Annotated in this window: 14 protein-coding genes; 4 read left to right on the forward strand and 10 right to left on the reverse strand. The window is 68.0% G+C overall.

Annotated features, from left to right (window positions below):
• Positions 1 to 20: 20 nt before the first annotated feature.
• Positions 21 to 752 (forward strand): helix-turn-helix transcriptional regulator, encoded by a 732-nt coding sequence (locus EV649_RS28010; protein ID WP_130386595.1) that lies wholly within the window; start codon positions 21 to 23, stop codon positions 750 to 752.
• Here EV649_RS28010 and EV649_RS28015 read toward each other — a convergent pair.
• From EV649_RS28015 to EV649_RS28050, 8 genes are all read right to left on the reverse strand, one after another.
• Complete coding sequence (locus EV649_RS28015) at positions 725 to 1,336, reverse strand: TetR/AcrR family transcriptional regulator (protein ID WP_198682740.1); 612 nt, start codon at positions 1,334 to 1,336, stop codon at positions 725 to 727. The genes EV649_RS28010 and EV649_RS28015 overlap by 28 nt on opposite strands.
• A complete protein-coding gene (locus tag EV649_RS28020; protein ID WP_130386596.1) occupies positions 1,329 to 2,885 on the reverse strand; it encodes an AMP-binding protein in 1,557 nt (518 codons plus the stop codon). The genes EV649_RS28015 and EV649_RS28020 overlap by 8 nt, the downstream gene beginning before the upstream one ends.
• Before the next feature lie 13 nt (positions 2,886 to 2,898).
• Positions 2,899 to 4,056, reverse strand: a complete 1,158-nt coding sequence (locus EV649_RS28025) for an acyl-CoA dehydrogenase family protein (protein WP_130386597.1) — start codon at positions 4,054 to 4,056, stop codon at positions 2,899 to 2,901.
• 76 nt (positions 4,057 to 4,132) lie between these two features.
• Positions 4,133 to 6,070, reverse strand: coding sequence for a biotin carboxylase N-terminal domain-containing protein (locus tag EV649_RS28030; RefSeq protein ID WP_130386598.1), 1,938 nt, complete (start codon positions 6,068 to 6,070; stop codon positions 4,133 to 4,135).
• A gap of 5 nt (positions 6,071 to 6,075) precedes the next feature.
• Positions 6,076 to 7,629, reverse strand: a complete 1,554-nt coding sequence (locus EV649_RS28035; RefSeq protein WP_130386599.1) for a carboxyl transferase domain-containing protein — start codon at positions 7,627 to 7,629, stop codon at positions 6,076 to 6,078.
• Positions 7,626 to 8,747 carry an acyl-CoA dehydrogenase family protein gene (locus EV649_RS28040; RefSeq protein ID WP_130386600.1) on the reverse strand — a complete coding sequence of 374 codons (1,122 nt, stop codon included), beginning with the start codon at positions 8,745 to 8,747 and terminating at the stop codon, positions 7,626 to 7,628. The genes EV649_RS28035 and EV649_RS28040 overlap by 4 nt, the downstream gene beginning before the upstream one ends.
• Positions 8,744 to 10,453: an acyclic terpene utilization AtuA family protein gene (locus EV649_RS28045; protein WP_130386601.1), complete on the reverse strand. Its 1,710-nt coding sequence runs from the start codon at positions 10,451 to 10,453 to the stop codon at positions 8,744 to 8,746. Before EV649_RS28045 ends, EV649_RS28040 begins: the two co-directional genes overlap by 4 nt.
• Entirely contained in the window at positions 10,446 to 11,234 is a 789-nt protein-coding gene (locus EV649_RS28050; RefSeq protein WP_130386602.1) for a TIGR03084 family metal-binding protein, read from the reverse strand. Before EV649_RS28050 ends, EV649_RS28045 begins: the two co-directional genes overlap by 8 nt.
• A 245-nt stretch (positions 11,235 to 11,479) precedes the next feature.
• Between EV649_RS28050 and EV649_RS28055 the strand changes: the two genes are divergently transcribed.
• From EV649_RS28055 to EV649_RS28065, 3 genes are all read left to right on the forward strand, one after another.
• The gene (locus EV649_RS28055; RefSeq protein WP_241998882.1) at positions 11,480 to 12,112 is read left to right on the forward strand and encodes a hypothetical protein; all 633 of its coding nucleotides are present in this window, start codon (positions 11,480 to 11,482) and stop codon (positions 12,110 to 12,112) included.
• A gap of 61 nt (positions 12,113 to 12,173) precedes the next feature.
• Positions 12,174 to 13,073 (forward strand): BadF/BadG/BcrA/BcrD ATPase family protein, encoded by a 900-nt coding sequence (locus EV649_RS28060; protein WP_130386604.1) that lies wholly within the window; start codon positions 12,174 to 12,176, stop codon positions 13,071 to 13,073.
• A gap of 69 nt (positions 13,074 to 13,142) precedes the next feature.
• Positions 13,143 to 14,390 carry a hypothetical protein gene (locus EV649_RS28065; protein ID WP_130386605.1) on the forward strand — a complete coding sequence of 416 codons (1,248 nt, stop codon included), beginning with the start codon at positions 13,143 to 13,145 and terminating at the stop codon, positions 14,388 to 14,390.
• Here the strand turns inward: EV649_RS28065 and EV649_RS28070 are convergent.
• On the reverse strand, positions 14,387 to 16,450 hold the full coding sequence (locus tag EV649_RS28070) for a YhgE/Pip domain-containing protein (protein WP_130386606.1): 2,064 nt from the start codon (positions 16,448 to 16,450) through the stop codon (positions 14,387 to 14,389). The genes EV649_RS28065 and EV649_RS28070 overlap by 4 nt on opposite strands.
• Positions 16,447 to 17,157: a hypothetical protein gene (locus EV649_RS28075; protein WP_130386607.1), complete on the reverse strand. Its 711-nt coding sequence runs from the start codon at positions 17,155 to 17,157 to the stop codon at positions 16,447 to 16,449. Before EV649_RS28075 ends, EV649_RS28070 begins: the two co-directional genes overlap by 4 nt.
• Between the last annotated feature and the right edge of the window lie 56 nt (positions 17,158 to 17,213).

Genomic DNA, 17,213 nt, shown 5'->3' on the forward strand with positions numbered 1-17,213 from the left:
TTCCGATAAAATGCCAATTGATGCCGGAAACCCGCCAACGTCCCGCGACCACCGGCCACCAGCCGATCCAGGCCGGCGGCGGCATCGAGCCGCACTGGCACGACCGGAACCAGATCGTGTACGCCGGCCGCGGCGTCCTCTCCGTCACCACCGACGCCGGCAGCTGGGTAGCCCCCGCCACCAGAGCCATCTGGATCCCAGCCGGCACCCTCCACCAACACCGTGCGTACGGCGAGACAACCCTTCACACGGTGGGGCTCCAAGAGAACCCACTAGAACTGGACGCCCCGTCAGCCCTGGTAGTCAGCCCCCTCCTCCGAGAGCTGATCCTCACGTACACAGAGCCTGCAGAGAACCAGCCCGATGAGACGCAGCGCCTGCGTGCAGTGCTACTGGACCAGTTGCGGCGCTCACCTCAGCGGCCCACCTATCTGCCCACACCACGTGACGCCAGGCTCGCGGCGGCCTGTGACGTGTTGCGGGAGGATCCTGCGGACACCAGAACGCTGACGGAGTTGGGGCGAGCGGTCGGCGCGAGTGAGCGGACGCTGAGTCGGCTGTTCAAGGTCGAGCTCGGGATGACGTTTCCGCAGTGGCGGACTCAGCTCAGATTGCATGAGGCGTTGCGGTTGCTCGCGGAGGGGGATTCTGTGACTCGGGTAGCGCACGCATGCGGCTGGGCGTCGACCAGTGCGTTTATTGACACGTTTCGGCGCGCCTTCGGTCACACACCCGGCTCACGCAGGGCCTGATCGAGGATTCGGCTCCACTGGCGCACGACGCCGCGCCGGCGTGCACTGTCGTCCGTCAACAGGTCGGCCAACCCAAGACCCCGCGCCATATCCAGCACCCCTTGCACGGTCTCCCGCACCCCAGGAGTCCGCTCACTGATGTCCAGCACCTCCAGCAGCGCCCGATGCGCCTGCCGACCCACATGTGACTCCAGCCGAACGATCTGCTGCCGCAGCGCCTCCTCGGTCGAAGCAGCAACCCACAGGTGCAGGGCAGCCCGGAACAGCGGCCCCGTGTAAACGTCCGCCAGCATCCCCACGATCGCCTCAGTGCGCCCAGCCCCGCTCGGCAACGCAGCAGCCTGCGCGCGGATCTCCGCCAACCGCACCTCGGTCATGTACTCGACCGCCGCCGCGAACAGGTCCGCCCGCGTCGGGAAGTGATGCTGCGCCGCACCCCGCGACACCCCGGCCCGCGCCGCGACGACCGACACCGTCGTCGCGGCGTACCCGACCTCGGCCAACGACTCGACCGAGGCCTCCAGCAACCGCTGCCGCGTCGCCCGCGACCGGTCCTGCTGAGGTGCTTTCAGAACTTCACTCACGCTTGGCCTCACGCGCCCGCAACTCCCGCCGCAGGATCTTCCCGGACGCAGCCTTCGGTACGGCATCGATGAACTCCACCTGCCGGATCTTCTTGTACGGCGCCACCCGCGCGGCGACGTACTCCATCACATCCTCCGACGTCAGCGTGACGCCCGGCATCGGCACCACGAACGCCTTCGGCACTTCGTTGCCGTCCGCATTGACCCCGATGACCGCCGCGTCCGCGATCCGGTCGTCGGTGAGCAGCACGGCCTCCAGTTCCGCGGGCGGCACCTGGTACCCGTGGTACTTGATCAGCTCCTTCACCCGGTCCACGACGTACAGGTAGCCGCGCGCGTCAACCCGGCCGATGTCGCCGGTGTGCAGCCAGCCGTCCGCGTCGATCGTCGCGTCCGTCTCCGCCTGCCGCCCGAGGTACCCCTTCATCACCTGTGGCCCACGGATCCAGATCTCGCCCTCGTCCGCGTCGTTGCCGTCGGCCCCGACCAGCCGCATCTCGGTCGACGGGAACAGCTTCCCGACCGCACCCGGCGGCGGATCCTGGTCGTCCTGCGGTACGGCGTGCGTACCCGGCGACAACTCCGTCATCCCGTAGGCCTGCAGTACGGCGTGCAACCCGAGCCGCTTCGCACACGCCTCGGCCAGCTCCCCATCGAGCGGCGCCGCGGCCGACGTCACATACTTGAGCCGCGACAGGTCCACCCCGTCGACGGCCGGATGTTTCGCCAACGCCAGTACGACGGGCGGCGCGACAAAGGCCCGCGTGATCCGCTGCTCGTCCAGCGTGGTCAGGAACTGCTGCAGGTCGAACTTCGGCAGGACCACGACCGTCGCGCCGAGTCGCAGCGGCAGGTTCATCAACACCGACAGCCCGTAGATGTGGAAGAACGGCAGGATCGCGATGATCCGCTCCTCCTCGCCGAGCCGGATCATCACCTCCGCCTGGGAGATGTTCGTCGCGATGTTCCGGTGCGTCAGCATCACGCCCTTCGCCGCGCCGGTCGTCCCACTCGAGTAGGGAAGCACCGCGACGTCCACCGCCGGATCGATCGTCACCACCGGCTCCGGACCCGTGGACGCGAACAGCTCTTGCACCGAGCGGTACCCCTCGGCCTGGTCGCAGACGAAGATCTGCTCGACCCCGGTGCCCTCGATCGCCGCGGTCGCGACCGGCAGGAAGAGCGAAATCGTCACCAGCAACTTCGCCTTCGAGTCGATCAACTGCTTGTGCAGCTCGTCCGCGGTGTAGAGCGCGTTCACCGTGGTCACGGTCGCGCCGGCGCGGGTGGCGCCGTAGAACACCACGGGGTACAGGATCGTGTTCGGGCTGTAGATCGCGATCACGTCGCCGTGCCGGACACCGAGCTCGGCCAGACCGGCCGCGACCCGCCGGGTCAGGTGGTCCAGCTGGGCGTAACTCAGCTCTTTGCCGGTGACACCGTCGACCATCGCCGGCCGGTCGCCGTACTCCTGGGCTCTGCCGAGGACGGCGTCGTGGATCGGTACGTCGAGCACCTCGACAGGCGGGAACTCACTGGTGATGATCATTGCCCCACTCCTTCTAGTACGACTTAGGCAGTCCGAGGCTGTGCTGTGCAACGAAGTTCAGGATCATCTCCCGGCTGACCGGCGCGATCCGGGTCGCCCGGGCCGCGGCGACGAGCGAAGCCACGCCGTACTCGACCGTCATGCCGTTCCCGCCGAGCGATTGCACCGCCTGGTCGGTGGCGCGGACGGCGACCTCACCCGCCGCGTACTTCGCCATGTTGGCTGCCTCACCCGCCGCGAGATCCTCGCCCGCGTCGTACAGCGCCGCCGCCTTCTGCATCATCAGGCGGGCCAGTTCGAGCTCGATCTTGATCTGCGCGAGCGGGTGCGCGAGACCTTGATGCGTGCCGATCGGAGCCTTCCAGACCTGCCGCTCCTTGACGTACGCCGTTGCCTTGTCCAACGCGTGCCGTGCGATGCCGATCGCGAACGCGGACGCCATGATCCGCTCCGGGTTGAGGCCGGCGAACAACTGCATCAGCGCCGCGTCCTCGGACCCGACGAGCGCTTCACGCGGCAGCTGTACGTCGTCCAGGAACAACGCGTACTGCTTGTCCGGGCTGATCAGGTCCATCTCGATCTGCCGGAACTCCACGCCCGGCGCGTCGACCGGCACAATGAAGAGCGCCGGCTTGAGCTTCCCGGTCCGTGCGTCCTCGGTGCGTCCGACGACCAGGATCGCCTTCGCGACGTCGAGTCCCGAGATGAACACCTTGCGCCCGGTCAGCGACCAGCCGTCATCGGTACGGCGGGCCGTGGTGGTGATCTGGTGCGAGTTCGAGCCGGCGTCGGGTTCGGTGATCGCGAACGCCATGATCGTCGTACCGTCGGCGAGACCCGGGAGCCAGTGCTGCTTCTGCTCGTCGGTGCCGAAACGGGAGATCACCGTGCCGCAGATCGACGGGGACACGACCATCATCAGCAACGGGCAGCCCGCCGAGCCGAGTTCCTCGAGGACGATCGACAGATCGGCCATGCCACCGCCTCCGCCGCCGTACTGCTCGGGGAGGTTCACGCCGAGGAACCCGAGCTTGCCCGCCTCCAGCCACAGCTCGGTGGTGTGACCGCCAGTACGAGCCTGCCGGTTGAACCACTCGTAGCCAAACTTCTTGCCGAGCTCGCCGACGACTTTCCGCAGCTCCCCGCGCTCTTCGGACTCGGTGAAGCTCATCGGCGTCCTCGCTTCGCTCCGGGCGCCGATGAGGCACGAATCACGCTGTGCTTTCTGATGAACTCGCTGCGCTCGTTCATGCATCCTCCCCAACCACGGCCAGTACGGCGCCGACCTCGACCTGTTGACCTGCATGCACCTTCAACTCACCGACGACCCCGTCAGCCGGGGCGGCGATCGTGTGCTCCATCTTCATCGCCTCCAGCCACAGCAGCGGCTGTCCTTGTTTCACCACGTCCCCGACCGCGACGCCGACCCGGATCACGGTTCCCGGCATTGGCGCCACCAACGACCCGGCGGCGACCTGATCGGCGGGATCCACGAACCGTTCCACCGGGTGCAACGCGACACTGCCGAGTGACGAGTCCACACACGTGATCCCGTCGTACGCCGCCACGTCGAAGGACCGCCGTACGCCGTCGACCTCCAGCACCACCCGCTCCGGGCTGCTGTCCAGGAGCGTGATGTTGCCGTCGACAACCAAGCCGTCACGGGTGTGTCGGTAGGCAACCTCGTGCACCACCTCGCCCACGCGATAGCTCTTGCGTTGCGGCTGCGACGCCAAGTTTCGCCACCCGCTCGGCACCCGCACCGGAGCAGCTCGCCCGGCCGCATCCGCCAACGCAGCAGCCAACGCCGACACCCGCACCATCGCGTCATCGGTCCCCGGCCCCACCCCGTGCTTGTCGAAGAACGCGGTGTCGGTGTCGCCCGCGAGGAACGCCGGGTGCCGGAGGATCCACGCCAGTAACTCGCGGTTCGTCCCGACCCCGTGGATCGTTGCGCGGTCCAGGACGCCGGCGAGTCGTCGCGCGACCGCGGTGCGATCGGGGCCGTAGGCGATGACCTTCGCCAGCATCGGGTCGTAGTACGGCGAAACCTCCGAGCCGTCCTCAACGCCAGAGTCCACCCGGATTTCCGGAACATTCCCGCCACCAGCTGACGAATATGTTCCGGAAACCACCCGGAAGCGCGCGAGCGTACCGGTTTGCGGACGCCAGTCGGCTAGCGGATCCTCGGCGTACAGCCGCACCTCGATCGCATGCCCAACTGTCGGAGGCGGATCCACCGGCAGCCGCTCGCCCGCGGCAACGGCGAACTGCAGCTCGACCAGGTCCAGGCCCGTCGTCTCCTCCGTCACCGGGTGCTCCACCTGGAGACGCGTATTCATCTCGAGAAAGTAGAAGTTGCCGGTCTCGTCCGCGAGGAACTCGACCGTCCCGGCGCCCACGTAGTTGATCGCCGCGGCCGCCTTCCGTGCCGCGTCGAACAGTTCCGCCCGCATCGACGGGATCCGTTCGACGAGGGGCGACGGGGCCTCCTCGACCACCTTCTGATGGCGGCGCTGGATCGAGCACTCGCGTTCGCCGACCGCCCAGATCGTGCCGTGCTGGTCGGCCATCACCTGCACCTCGATATGCCGCCCGGTCGCCAGGTACCGCTCACAGAACACGGTCCCGTCGCCGAACGCCGACAACGCCTCCGCCGACGCCGCGTCGATCTCGGCGGCAAGATCTTCCAGCCGCGACACCACCCGCATCCCACGCCCGCCACCGCCCGCCGACGCCTTTACCAGCACGGGGAGATCGGACGCCGACACCTCGGCCGGAGTCAGCTCGGCGAGGACCGGCACCCCGGCCGCCGCCATCAGCTTCTTCGCCTCGATCTTCGACCCCATCGACGAGATCGCATCGACGGGCGGCCCGATCCACGTCAGCCCCGCGTCGATCACCGCCTGCGCGAACGCAGCGTTCTCGGACAGGAACCCGTATCCCGGATGTACGGCGTCCGCGCCCGCCCGCCGGGCCGCGTCGACGATCAACTCGGTACGCAGATACGTGTCTCCCGGGGTGTTCCCGGGCAGATGTACGGCGGCGTCCGCCTCGTCCACGAACGGCATCCGCGCATCGGCCGTCGAGTAGACCGCGACCGTGGACAGGCCGAGCGCACGAGCAGTCCGGAAGACCCGGCGCGCGATCTCGCCCCGGTTCGCGACCAGTACGGAAGAGATCATTCGAGTCACATCCTGAAGACGCCGAAGGACGACGTACCTTCGACGGGGGCGGAGTGGATGGCGGACAGGCAGATGCCGAGGACGGTCCGGGTGTCGCGGGGATCGATCACGCCGTCGTCGTACAGGCGGCCGGACAGGAACATCGGCAGCGATTCCGCCTCGATCTGCCCCTCGACGTACGCACGCATCTGCTGGTCGGCCTGCTCGTCGTACGGCTGCCCCTTCGCGTCGGCCGCCGCCCGCGCGACGATCGACAGTACGCCGGCCAACTGCTGCGGACCCATCACCGCCGATTTCGCCGACGGCCACGCGAACAGGAATCGCGGATCGAACGCCCGCCCGCACATCCCGTAGTGCCCGGCGCCGTACGACGCCCCCATCAGGATCGAGAGGTGCGGCACGCGAGAGTTGGAGACCGCGTTGATCATCTGGGCGCCGTGCTTGATGATCCCGCCCTGCTCGTACTCCTGCCCGACCATGTACCCGGTCGTGTTGTGCAGAAAGATCAGCGGCGTGTTGGCACGGTTCGCCAGCTGGATGAACTGCGCCGCCTTCTGCGACTCCTCGCTGAACAGCACCCCGCGCGCGTTCGCGAGGATCCCCACCGGATACCCGTGCACCGACGCCCACCCGGTCGCCAGCGACGACCCGTACAGCGGCTTGAACTCGTCGAACATCGACCCGTCCACCACGCGAGCGACCACGTCCCGCGGATCGAACGGGATCTTCAGGTCCCCCGGCACGATGTCCAGCAGGTCATCCGCATCAAGCAGCGGTTCGTCGTACGTCGGCTTGGGGGCCGGACCCTGTTTGCGCCAGTTCAGCCGCGACACGATCTGCCGCCCGAGCCGGATCGCGTCCGGCTCATCGACCGCGAAGTAGTCGGCCAGACCGGACTTGCGCGCGTGCATCGACGCGCCGCCGAGCGATTCGTCGTCCGCGTCCTCACCGGTCGCCATCTTCACCAGCGGCGGCCCGGCCAGGAACACCTTCGCGCCGCCGTCGACCATCACCACGTAGTCGCTCATGCCCGGGATGTACGCGCCGCCCGCCGTCGAGTTGCCGAACACCAGCGCGATCGTCGGGATCCCTTCGGCCGACAGCCGGGTCAGGTTCCGGAACATCGCCCCGCCGGGGATGAAGATCTCCTTCTGCGTCGGCAGGTCCGCACCGCCGGACTCGACCAGGCTGATCACCGGCAGCCGGTTCGACCGGGCGATCTCGTCGGCCCGCAACGCCTTCTTCAAGGTCCACGGATTGCTGGCGCCGCCCTTGACCGTGGGGTCGTTCGCGGTGATCAGGCACTCGACGCCCTCGACCACACCAATCCCCGTCACCAGGCTGGCGCCGACGGTGAAGTCCGAACCCCAGCCGGCCAGCGGCGACAGTTCGAGGAAGTACGAGTCCGGGTCGAGCAACAGTTCGATCCGCTCGCGCACCAGCAACTTGCCGCGCTTGTGATGCCTCTCAACGTACTTGGGACCACCACCCGCCAGCGCCTTGGCGTGTTCAGCATCGAGCGCGGCCAGCTTCTCCAACATCGCCGAACGGTTCCTCATGCAGTGAACCCCAGTCGTTTGGAGGCGAGGCCGGTCAGGATCTCGGTGGTGCCGCCGCCGATGGCGAGGATCCTCTGGTCGCGGTACTGGCGTTCCACCTCGGCCTCCCGCATGTACCCGAGACCGCCGTGCAACTGCAGCGCCTGATCGCACACCCACTGCCCGGCCTCGACCGCGGTGTTCTTGGCGAAACACGTCTCGGCGATCACGTCCTCGCCCGCCTCAGCCCGCCGCGCCACATCGTGCACATAGACCCGCGCCACGGAGATCCGCCGCGCCATCTCGGTCAGCGTGTGCTGCACCACCTGCCGCGAAATCAACGGCCGCCCGAACGTGTCCCGCTGACGGCACCACTCGACAGTCAGGTCGAGCGCCCGCTGCGCACCGGCGTACGCCTGCACCGCCAACGTCAGCCGCTCGGCCACGAAGTTGACCGCGAGCTGCACAAAACCGGAGTCCTGAGCCCCCACCAGATTCTCGGCCGGAACCCGTACGTCGGTGAACGACAGCTCAGCCGTGTCCGAGCAGAGCCACCCCATCTTCTCCAGCTTCCGCGACACCGCGAACCCCGGCGTACCGCGCTCGATCACCAGCAAGCTGATCCCGTGCGCCCTGGCCTCACCAGTACGAACCGCTGTCGTCACGAAGTCCGCGCGACAACCTGACGTGATGTAGGTCTTCGCGCCGTTCACGACAAACACGTCACCCTCGCGACGCGCCGTCGTACGGATCGACGCCACATCGGACCCACCACCAGGCTCCGTGATCGCCAGCGCGCCGATCAACTCACCGTCCAGGGTCGGGCGAACCCACCGCTCGATGTGCTGCTCGTTGCCACCAGCAATGATGTGTGGAAGGGCGATGCCGCAGGTCAGCAGTGACGCGACCAGCCCGCCGGACCCGCCCGCGTAATGCATTTCCTCAACTGCGCCGAGCGCGTCGAGCAACGACCCACCCCCACCACCGACCGCCTCAGGGAATCCGACGCCCAGCAACCCCAGGGCGCCCGCCTTCTTGTGCAGCTCCCGCGGCAGCTCGCCGTCCCGCTCCCACTGATCCAGATGTGGCAACACCTCAGCCGCCATGAATCGCCGTACAGACTCCCGGAAGTCGCTCACAGCAGCACCTCCGGTACGTCGACGTACCGCGACCGCAGCCACTCGCCGAGCGCCTTCGCCTGCGGATCGAACCGTGCCTGCGCCGCGACGCCCTCACCCAGCAGGCCCTCGACGACGAAGTTCATCGCCCACAGGTTCGGCAGCAGGTACCGCGTGACGATCAGCGGCTGCGTCTCCGGGAGGAGCGTCTCGAAGAGCTCGACCGTGAGCGTGTGCGCGAGCCAGCGCCACGCCTTCTCGTCGCGTGCCCACACGCCGACGTTCGCGTCGCCGCCCTTGTCGCCCGAGCGGGCGCCGGCGATCCGGCCGAGTGGGACCTCGCGGGTCCGCGGCGGTCCGCTCGAGAGCTGCAGCAACGGCATCGGCGCTTCGATGTCGTCGACGGGCTGCAGCGGTTGCGTCTCCCGCGCAGGTTCGATGATCTGCCGCGACCCGTCGGGCAGTACGACGACGTGCTCCACCTCGTGGATGTCGACGTACCCAGCGCGGAAGACGCCGTACGGCGAACCGTCGCCGGGCGGCGCGGTGACGTGGAATCCGGGGTAGCTCGCGAGCGCCAGCTCGACCGCGGTGTTGCTGAAGGCGCGGCCGACGACCTTCGGATCGGGATCCTTCGCCGCGCACCGGAGGAAGACGCTCGCCTCCTCCTCGGACTCGGCGTTCGGCTTCTCGGTCCACGCCAGCGTCCACTTCAGCTCGGCCGGCCGCTTCGGCAACGCCTGCTCGAGTTGCCGCTGCACCAGCTCGGCCTTCTGCTCCAGCTGCAGCCCGGTGAGCACGAAATCGACCTCGTTGCGGAACCCGCCGACGCTGTTCAGCGAGACCTTGTACGTCGGCGGCGGGGCCTCACCGCGGACGCCGGAGATCTTGACGCGGTCGGGACCGTCGTCGTCCAGCTCGATCGAATCGAGGCGCGTGGTGACGTCCGGACCGGCGTACCGGGCGTCGGTGATCTCGTACAGGAGCTGCGCCTTGACCGTGTCGATCGTGACCGCGCCGCCGGTGTTGTCGTGCTTGGTGATCACGCTGCTGCCGTCCGCGTTGATCTCCGCGATCGGGAACCCGGGGCGCCCGAAGTCCCGGATCTCGGTGAAGAACGCGTAGTTCCCGCCGGTCGCCTGGCACCCGCACTCGATCACATGCCCGGCGACGACGGCCCCGGCAAGTTCGTCGTACTGCGTCCGCTTCCACCCGTGATGCGCCGCGGCCGGCCCAACGATCACGGAGGCGTCCGTGACCCGACCGGTCACCACCACATCGGCGCCTGCTTGCAACGCCTCCGCAATACCCCACGCGCCTAGGTAGGCGTTCGCCGTCAGCGGCTCGCCCAGCCCGAGCTCCTTTGCGCGCCCGAGCAGATCATCACCCTCGACGTAGGCGATCTTCGGATGCAACCCGAGCCGGTCGGCCAACTCTTGGATCGCCTGCGCGAGACCAGCCGGGTTCAGCCCGCCCGCATTGCTGACGATCTTCACACCCCGATCGAGCGCTTCACCCAAGCCGGTCTCGAGCTGCTTCAGGAACGTTCTCGCATAACCCAGTCCTGGGTCCTTCAGGCGATCGCGACCGAGGATCAGCATCGTCAGCTCAGCCAGGTAGTCCCCGGTCAGCACGTCGAGCGGCCCACCGGTCAGCATCTCCTGCACTGCGCTGAACCGGTCCCCGTAGAAGCCGGACGCGTTACCGATGCGGATCGGCTCAGTCATGTTGTCCTGCCTGACGACCCTTCCCGGGCAGGCCGGCGAAGGCCTGGATGATCCCCAGCCACTCCTCGGCGTCCGCGCCTTCGGCCCGCACCGCCAGGTCGTCCCGGTGTCGGCGTTGCGTGGCGAGCAGACAGAAGTCGACCGCCGGCGCAGTCACCCGCTGCGCGGCATCGTCCGGACCCCAGGTCCACACGTCGCCGTCCGGGCCGGTGAGTTCGACACGGAACGGTTCGGTGGGCGGCTTGCGGTTGTTGAGCAGGTACGCGAAGTCGCGCGTGCGGACCGCGAGGTGGGCGACATGCCGCAGACGGTTGCTCGGCTGCCGTTGTACGCCGAGAGCGTCGAACACGTCCTGCCCGTGCGCCCAGGTCTCCATCAGCCGCGCGGTCGCCATCGACGTCGGGCTCATCGGCGGTCCGTACCACAGCACCTTCTCGCCGGCCGGCACCTTCTTCAGCGCCTCGGCGACCTCGATCCGGGTCTCCCGCCAGTACGTCAGCAACTGGTCCGGCGGCAGTGCGGCAGTCTCCACTGCGCCGTCATCGACGTACGTCGTCGGACTCTCGGCCGCTGTCTGGAGGGACTCCTTGAACGCCTCGGGATCGGTCGCGGCCAGCTGCGTCGCCTCGTCGGTCCAGGCCAGGTGGGCGATCTGGTGCGCGATCGTCCAGCCCTCGGCCGGCGTCGGCGTCGACCACTCCCCGGCGGCCAACCCACCGACCAACCGATCCAGCTCCGCACTCTCGGCCCACAGGTCCGCCAGCACTTCGTCCAGTTGCACGCTGCACTCCCTCGCGAGGGGCTCGTGCAGCCGAGCGTCCCACGCCCGGGAAAAAGAATCAAGCGTGCTTGTTTTTGGTGACCTGGACCGCCGCGCAGGCAGAACTGCGGTTCTGCCCGCTGAAACCGGCGGTTGCGGGACTTATGCCTGCGTGGGCGTCCAACTGGTCGGGGACGGCGGGGTGACTGACATGTCATGGAGATTGGGTGGGGGAGGTCGGGCGTCACTAGGGTGCGTGGGTGGATATGGGATCGCCGATCAGCACGGTCGTGCCGTCGTTGGACGGCCCGGTGCTGCAGGTGCTGGCCCAGGCCGAGGACGGTCTGTCGGGGCGGCAGATTCACAAGCTCGCCGGCTCCGGAAGCGTCGCGGGTGTGCGGCTCGTACTGCAGCGGCTGGCGGCGACCGGGTTGGTGCATGTGGACGATCTGGGCAACTCGTTGCTCTATCGCCTCAACCGCAAGCACCTGGTCGCCTCGATCGTCGAGCAGCTCGCAAACCTCCGCAGTACGTTGGTCGCCCGGCTCGCCGACGAGATCAGCGGCTGGCGGATCCCACCGGTGCACACGAGCGTGTACGGCGCGATCGCGCGCGGTGACGGTGATCTCGACAGTGACGTCGACCTGCTGCTGATCCGTCCGGACCGGCACGAGTTCGAGGACGTGCTGTGGGAGGACCAGGTCGGCCGGCTGATGCAGACCGTCGTCGACCTCACCGGCAACCCGGCTCATGTCTTCGAACTGAGCCAGACCGAGTTCTCGGACCACCTGGCCACCGAGGACCCGATCCTCAACGACTGGATGCAGCCGAGCATCCAGCTCACCGGCGTCCCGCTGAACGTCCTCCTGAACGACCTCGAGGCAGCCATTCCCCGCTAACCGGAGCCTGTGGGTACGCTGCCTTTCATCATTGTCAGGACTATCCACCCGGGACCACCCAATGACCCGCATCGCCATCGACGGCGGCCAGTCGGCTCTCCGTCTTCGTGTCCTCCCGTCCCGACGTACCGGGAGTGGCCCCGGCTACACGCACGGACCGGACGCCGTCTCCAACCTCCTCGAGGCGATTCGCACTGCCGCGTCCGAGGCCGAGCTGACCGGTCCGGTCGAGGTCGTTGCTCTCGGCCTCACCGGCTACCCACAGGCACACGGTGCCGCGGAACGGTTCGCGGCCGACGTCGGTGCGGTGCTGAACGCCGACGAAGTACGTCTCACCCAGGACATGGTTACCGCGCACGCCGGCGCGTTGCCGGACGGGTACGGCGTCGTTGTTGCCGCGGGCACTGGGCTCGTCTGTCTCGCCGTGGATCGCGACGGCACGTGGCGCAAGCTCGACGGGCACGGGTACCTGTTCGGCGATGCCGGTAGTGCGTTCGCGATCGGCCGCGCCGGGCTGGTCGCCGTACAGCGGGCTCGGGACGGCCGTGGTCCGGTGACGAAGCTCGCGGACGCCGCGCTCGATCCGGTCGCGCTGTACCGGTCGTCCACGCTGGTCGATGACGTGGCCCGCTTCGCACCCGAAGTACTGCGGTGTGCGGCCGAAGGTGATCCGGTCGCGCTCGAACTCCTGGTCCGCGCGGCCGGCGACATCGCCGAGACGATCGGCGCCGCGGTCTACCAACTGGCCGGTGAGGGGCCGGTCCCGGTCGCTTGTGTCGGAGGCCTCTTCGACGGTGCCGGTGAGCAGTTGCTGACACCTGTCCGCGAGGCGCTGCCGTCGCGGGCCAAGCTGACGCCGGCAGCGGGCAACTCGCTCGACGGCGCGGAACGCCTCGCAAGCGGACCAGCCGGAACGTATGCCGATCTGATCATCACGCACCGTCGAGCGCGACCTCGATAATTACGGTGTAGGCCGTTATCTTGGCATGCATCGTCCGATCAGTGCCGGTACGACAGCTGGAGACTTCACGTGAACGAACTCCTCCTGGCCGCGACGTCCCTCGACGTCACCCCGCCGCCCGGCCATCGGCTCGACGGGTACGCCGCCCGCGCCGGGCTCTCGACCGGTGCCGCGGACCCGCTCCGCGCCACCCTGATCTGGTTGTCCACCGAGGACGATCTGGGCGTCCTGTGGCTGACGCTGGACGCGATCGCGGTCGGGAGCACGCTCTCATCGGAGCTCGCCGCGGCCGCCGGTGCCGCCGCCGGCATCCCGCCGTCGCATGTCGTGGTGTCCGCGTCGCACACCCACTCCGGCCCGTCCGGATGGACCGGTGAGATTCATCCCGTCATTCCGGCCGAGCGGGAACGGCCACTGGTCGACTCGCTGGTCGGTGCCGTACGGGCGGCCGCGCTCGAGCGGCACCCGGTGACGGCGAGTTGGCACTCGATCGAGGTGATCGGCGTCGGTACGAACCGGCATCGCAAGAACGGTCCGCACGACACCACCGCCGGCATCCTCGCGCTGCACGGGCTCGACGGTTCGCTCGACGCGGTGCTGCTGGACTTCGCGTGCCACCCGACGACGTACGGCCCGGAGAACCTGCAGTACTCGGCCGATTGGCCGGGAGCCGCGCGCGCTGCTCTCGCTCCCGCCGTGGTCGGTTTCCTGCAAGGAGCTGCGGGTGACGTCAGCCCTCGCTTCACTCGCCAAGGTCGCGGTGCCGCGGAGGTCGCCCGGCTGGGCGGTCTGCTGGCTTCACGAGTCCGTGAGGCGCTGGCCACCCCTGGCCTGGAACTACCTCAGTCCGCGCCGAGCATCCGACGTACCACTCTGACCCTGCCAGTGCGGTCCGTCCCACCCGTCGACGAGTCCGAGAAACTCGTGTCCGCCGTGGAGAGCCGCGTCAACGCCGAGCCCGTCGGCGGACCCTCAGGCCGCATCTCCCAAACCCTCCTGGAGGGTGCCCGCGGCCAGGCGCTGATGGCCGCCGCCGACCTCCCACCGGCGCTGGACCTGCCCGTCAGCACCGTCACCATGGGCGACGTCTGCTGGATCAACCTCCCGGTAGAACTCTTCGCCGTCCACGGCGCCTGTCTCCAGGCCGACAGCACACACCCCATCACCCGCGTCATCGGCTACACCGACGGCTACTACGGCTACGTAGTAGACCCGTCCGCAGCCGAAGCCGGCACCTACGAAGCCCTCATCACCTTCTTCGACCAACCCGCCACCAACACCCTCCTCCACGAAACCGCCACCTTCGTCAACAGCTAAAGCGCGAGCTCTGGTTGGAGCTTCTTGGCCGGCCAGACCCGTTGTTTGCGGGCGGCCAGGGTGGAGGCGGCCAGGGCGACTGCGAACCAGGCTGCCAGTGCGAGGAGGTCTCGGCCGAGGGAGGTGCCGGGGCCGCCGTACATGAGGTGGCGGACGCCGTCGATGGCGTAGCTCATCGGGAGGGCGTGGTGGAAGAAGTACAGGGGTTCGGGGATGGTCTGCCACGGGAACGTGCCGCCGGCGCTGACCAGTTGGACGACCATCAGGACGAGGCCGAGGAACTTGCCGACGGCGCCGAACCACGCGGACAGTGCGTGCAGGATCGCTACGAAGGTGAACGATGTCAGGATCAGGAAGCCGACGGTCAGCCACGGGTGGGCGGCGTGGATACCTAGCCCCAGGACGACCGCGACGAAGACGAGCGTGGCCTGGATCGCGCCGAAGAGCGCCGGAGGCAACCAACCGCCGAGCGCGACGCGGAACGGCGACTGTAGTGCGGCGAGCGCGCGCGGTGACAACGGCCGGACCAGCAGGAACAGGACGTACGCGCCGATCCAGCACGCCAGGCTGAGGAAGAACGGGGCCAGGCCGGCGCCGTAGCTGTCGGCCGTGGCCTGCGAGATGTTCTGCAGCGTGACAGGTGCACCCAGCGTCTCGGCGACCGCCTTGCGCTGGTCGGCAGACGGGTTCGGGATCTGCTTCACGCCGTTCTGCAGACCAGTGTTCAGCTGCGTCGCACCGCTCTTCAGCTGACCCACACCGGTCGTGAGGCTGTTCACACCGGTCAGCAACTGCCCCTGCCCGGTGACAGCCTGCTTCTCGCCCGCAGCAAGCTTCTGCGCGCCGGTCTGCAGTGTGCCCAGTCCGGTCTTCAGCTGCCCAGCACCTGTGCTGAGCTGATGCGCCCCACTGGACGCAGTACTGATTCCACGCGTCAGAGCCGGCGTCGCCTTGGCCAGCGCCGACGCGCCGTTCGACACCTTCCGCGCACCGGTCGCGAGCTGGTTGAGCTGCTTGGACGTCGACTGGATCTTCGTGTTCGCCTGTACGACGGGAGCACGCAACTTCGCCGTCTCGAGCAGAATCACCCTGATCTGGTGCTGGCTCAGCCCCTGCTGCTTCAACCGCGCAGCCAGCTGCGTGTCGAACGTCTTGAGGTCCTTCACCAACGTGCTGGACGCGGTTGCTACCTGCCGCCCCGTGCCGGCGATCTTCTCGTTGCCATCAGCAACCTGATCCGCTCCCGACGCCAACTGCTTCGTCTGGTTCGGCAGCGACGCAGTCTTCTCCTTCAACGTACCCAGACCGTTGTCGAGCTTCGCAGCACCGGTTGCCAACGACGACGCACCCTGCGACGCCTGTGCAGTTCCAGCGGCCAACTGTGTCGCTCCTGCTGACAACTGCTTCTGCGCAGTGTTGAGCTGCGTAGCACCGGACTGCAGCTTGGTGACTCCAGTAGCGGCCGACGTCAGCCCGGTCTGCAGCTGGGCAGCACCAGCAGCCGCAGAACTGACCTGCTTGTGGATGGTGTTGTAGCCGGCCAACAATTGCGAGGCTGCGGTCTCACTCACCTGCGACGCGACAGTCTTTGTCACCTGCGCCACGACCTGGTTGGCGATCGTGTGCGCGATGTAGTTGTTGGCGTCGTTCGTCAGGAGTTCCAGCTCCGCCTGCCGTGGCGTGAAGTCCGCACTCGACGCCAGGTCGGACGAGAACGACTTCGGCAGCACCAGCGCGAACTCGTACTTCCCGTCCGACACCCCTTTCGTCGCGTCCGCGCGGTTCACCTGATGCCAGTCGAAGCTCTTCGACTTCACCAGCTCGTCCGCCACCTGCGGTCCGACGTTGAGCTTCTCGCCGGTCGCGAGCGTCGTACCCTCGTCCTCGACGACGACCGCGGTCGGGATCTTGTTCAGTCGCCCGTACGGGTCGTGGTTCGCGTAGAGGTACAGGCCGCCGTACAGTACCGGCACCAGCAGTAGCGCGACCACGGCCAGCTTGGGTAGCCGCCCGGCCGTCAGGCGCCGCAACTCACTCAGGGCCATCCGCAGCGCGGTCACGCCTCTGTCTCCTCTTCTTCGTTCTGTTCTTCGTCAATGGGAGTAACTGGCTCGACTGGGGCGATCGGAGCGACCTGCACCGGGTCGGGCTGATCTGTCTCGCCCATCCGAGCGGCCTTGACGTCCAGCAGCCGTGCTGACGCGTCAGCACACGTGATGATCACGCCGTACCCCTGCGCCGCCAGCCCGCGCCCCAGCTCGAACCAGCCATGCGGATCGCCACCATGTCGGTCCGGCATGGTCAGAATGACCACCTGTACGTCGGTACGCGCCACAGTGAGCTCAGCGAGCAGCCTGGTCCGTACGGCGACCGGCAGGTGCTCGAACCGCTTGTCGGCGTGCTCTGCCGCGTCATGCTCGTTCAGCCACTCCAGCACGGCCTTGCGCCCCGCCTTGCGGCCGGCGATCGCCAGCTCCTCGCCCACCACCGTCTGAACAGGCAGTGCGTCGTCCGGCTCCGTGATGCCGGGTGCGTCGACCACGGCGACGCGGCGTCGCAGCAGGGCCGGATCAGTCTTGCCGTCGAGCCGGACTCTGCCGGTGTCGGGCTTCAGCCGCCCGGACAGGCCCAGCGCCGCGGCGACGTGCCCTGCGCCCGGGTACCCGGTCAGGAGCACCACCTGATGATCCGCGACCGACACCGACGTGGCGTGCAGCATCGGTGCGTGCGGTCCACGCACACTGATCCCGGCGGCCTCGAGCTCCATCCTGCATCCCCGTTCAATACGGTTGTGTATTCAATACAGAACTGTATCCTACTCGT

Source organism: Kribbella sp. VKM Ac-2569 (assembly GCF_004216905.1).
GTDB lineage: Bacteria > Actinomycetota > Actinomycetes > Propionibacteriales > Kribbellaceae > Kribbella.

Bases quoted from the DNA above. Each gene is read 5' to 3' on its own strand.
- EV649_RS28010 (WP_130386595.1), top strand. From the start codon at position 21: ATGCCGGAAACCCGCCAACGTCCCGCGACCACCGGCCACCAGCCGATC.
- EV649_RS28020 (WP_130386596.1), bottom strand. From the start codon at position 2,885: ATGATCATCACCAGTGAGTTCCCGCCTGTCGAGGTGCTCGACGTACCG.
- EV649_RS28025 (WP_130386597.1), bottom strand. From the start codon at position 4,056: ATGAGCTTCACCGAGTCCGAAGAGCGCGGGGAGCTGCGGAAAGTCGTC.
- EV649_RS28030 (WP_130386598.1), bottom strand. From the start codon at position 6,070: ATGATCTCTTCCGTACTGGTCGCGAACCGGGGCGAGATCGCGCGCCGG.
- EV649_RS28035 (WP_130386599.1), bottom strand. From the start codon at position 7,629: ATGAGGAACCGTTCGGCGATGTTGGAGAAGCTGGCCGCGCTCGATGCT.
- EV649_RS28045 (WP_130386601.1), bottom strand. From the start codon at position 10,453: ATGACTGAGCCGATCCGCATCGGTAACGCGTCCGGCTTCTACGGGGAC.
- EV649_RS28055 (WP_241998882.1), top strand. From the start codon at position 11,480: ATGGGATCGCCGATCAGCACGGTCGTGCCGTCGTTGGACGGCCCGGTG.
- EV649_RS28060 (WP_130386604.1), top strand. From the start codon at position 12,174: ATGACCCGCATCGCCATCGACGGCGGCCAGTCGGCTCTCCGTCTTCGT.
- EV649_RS28075 (WP_130386607.1), bottom strand. From the start codon at position 17,157: ATGGAGCTCGAGGCCGCCGGGATCAGTGTGCGTGGACCGCACGCACCG.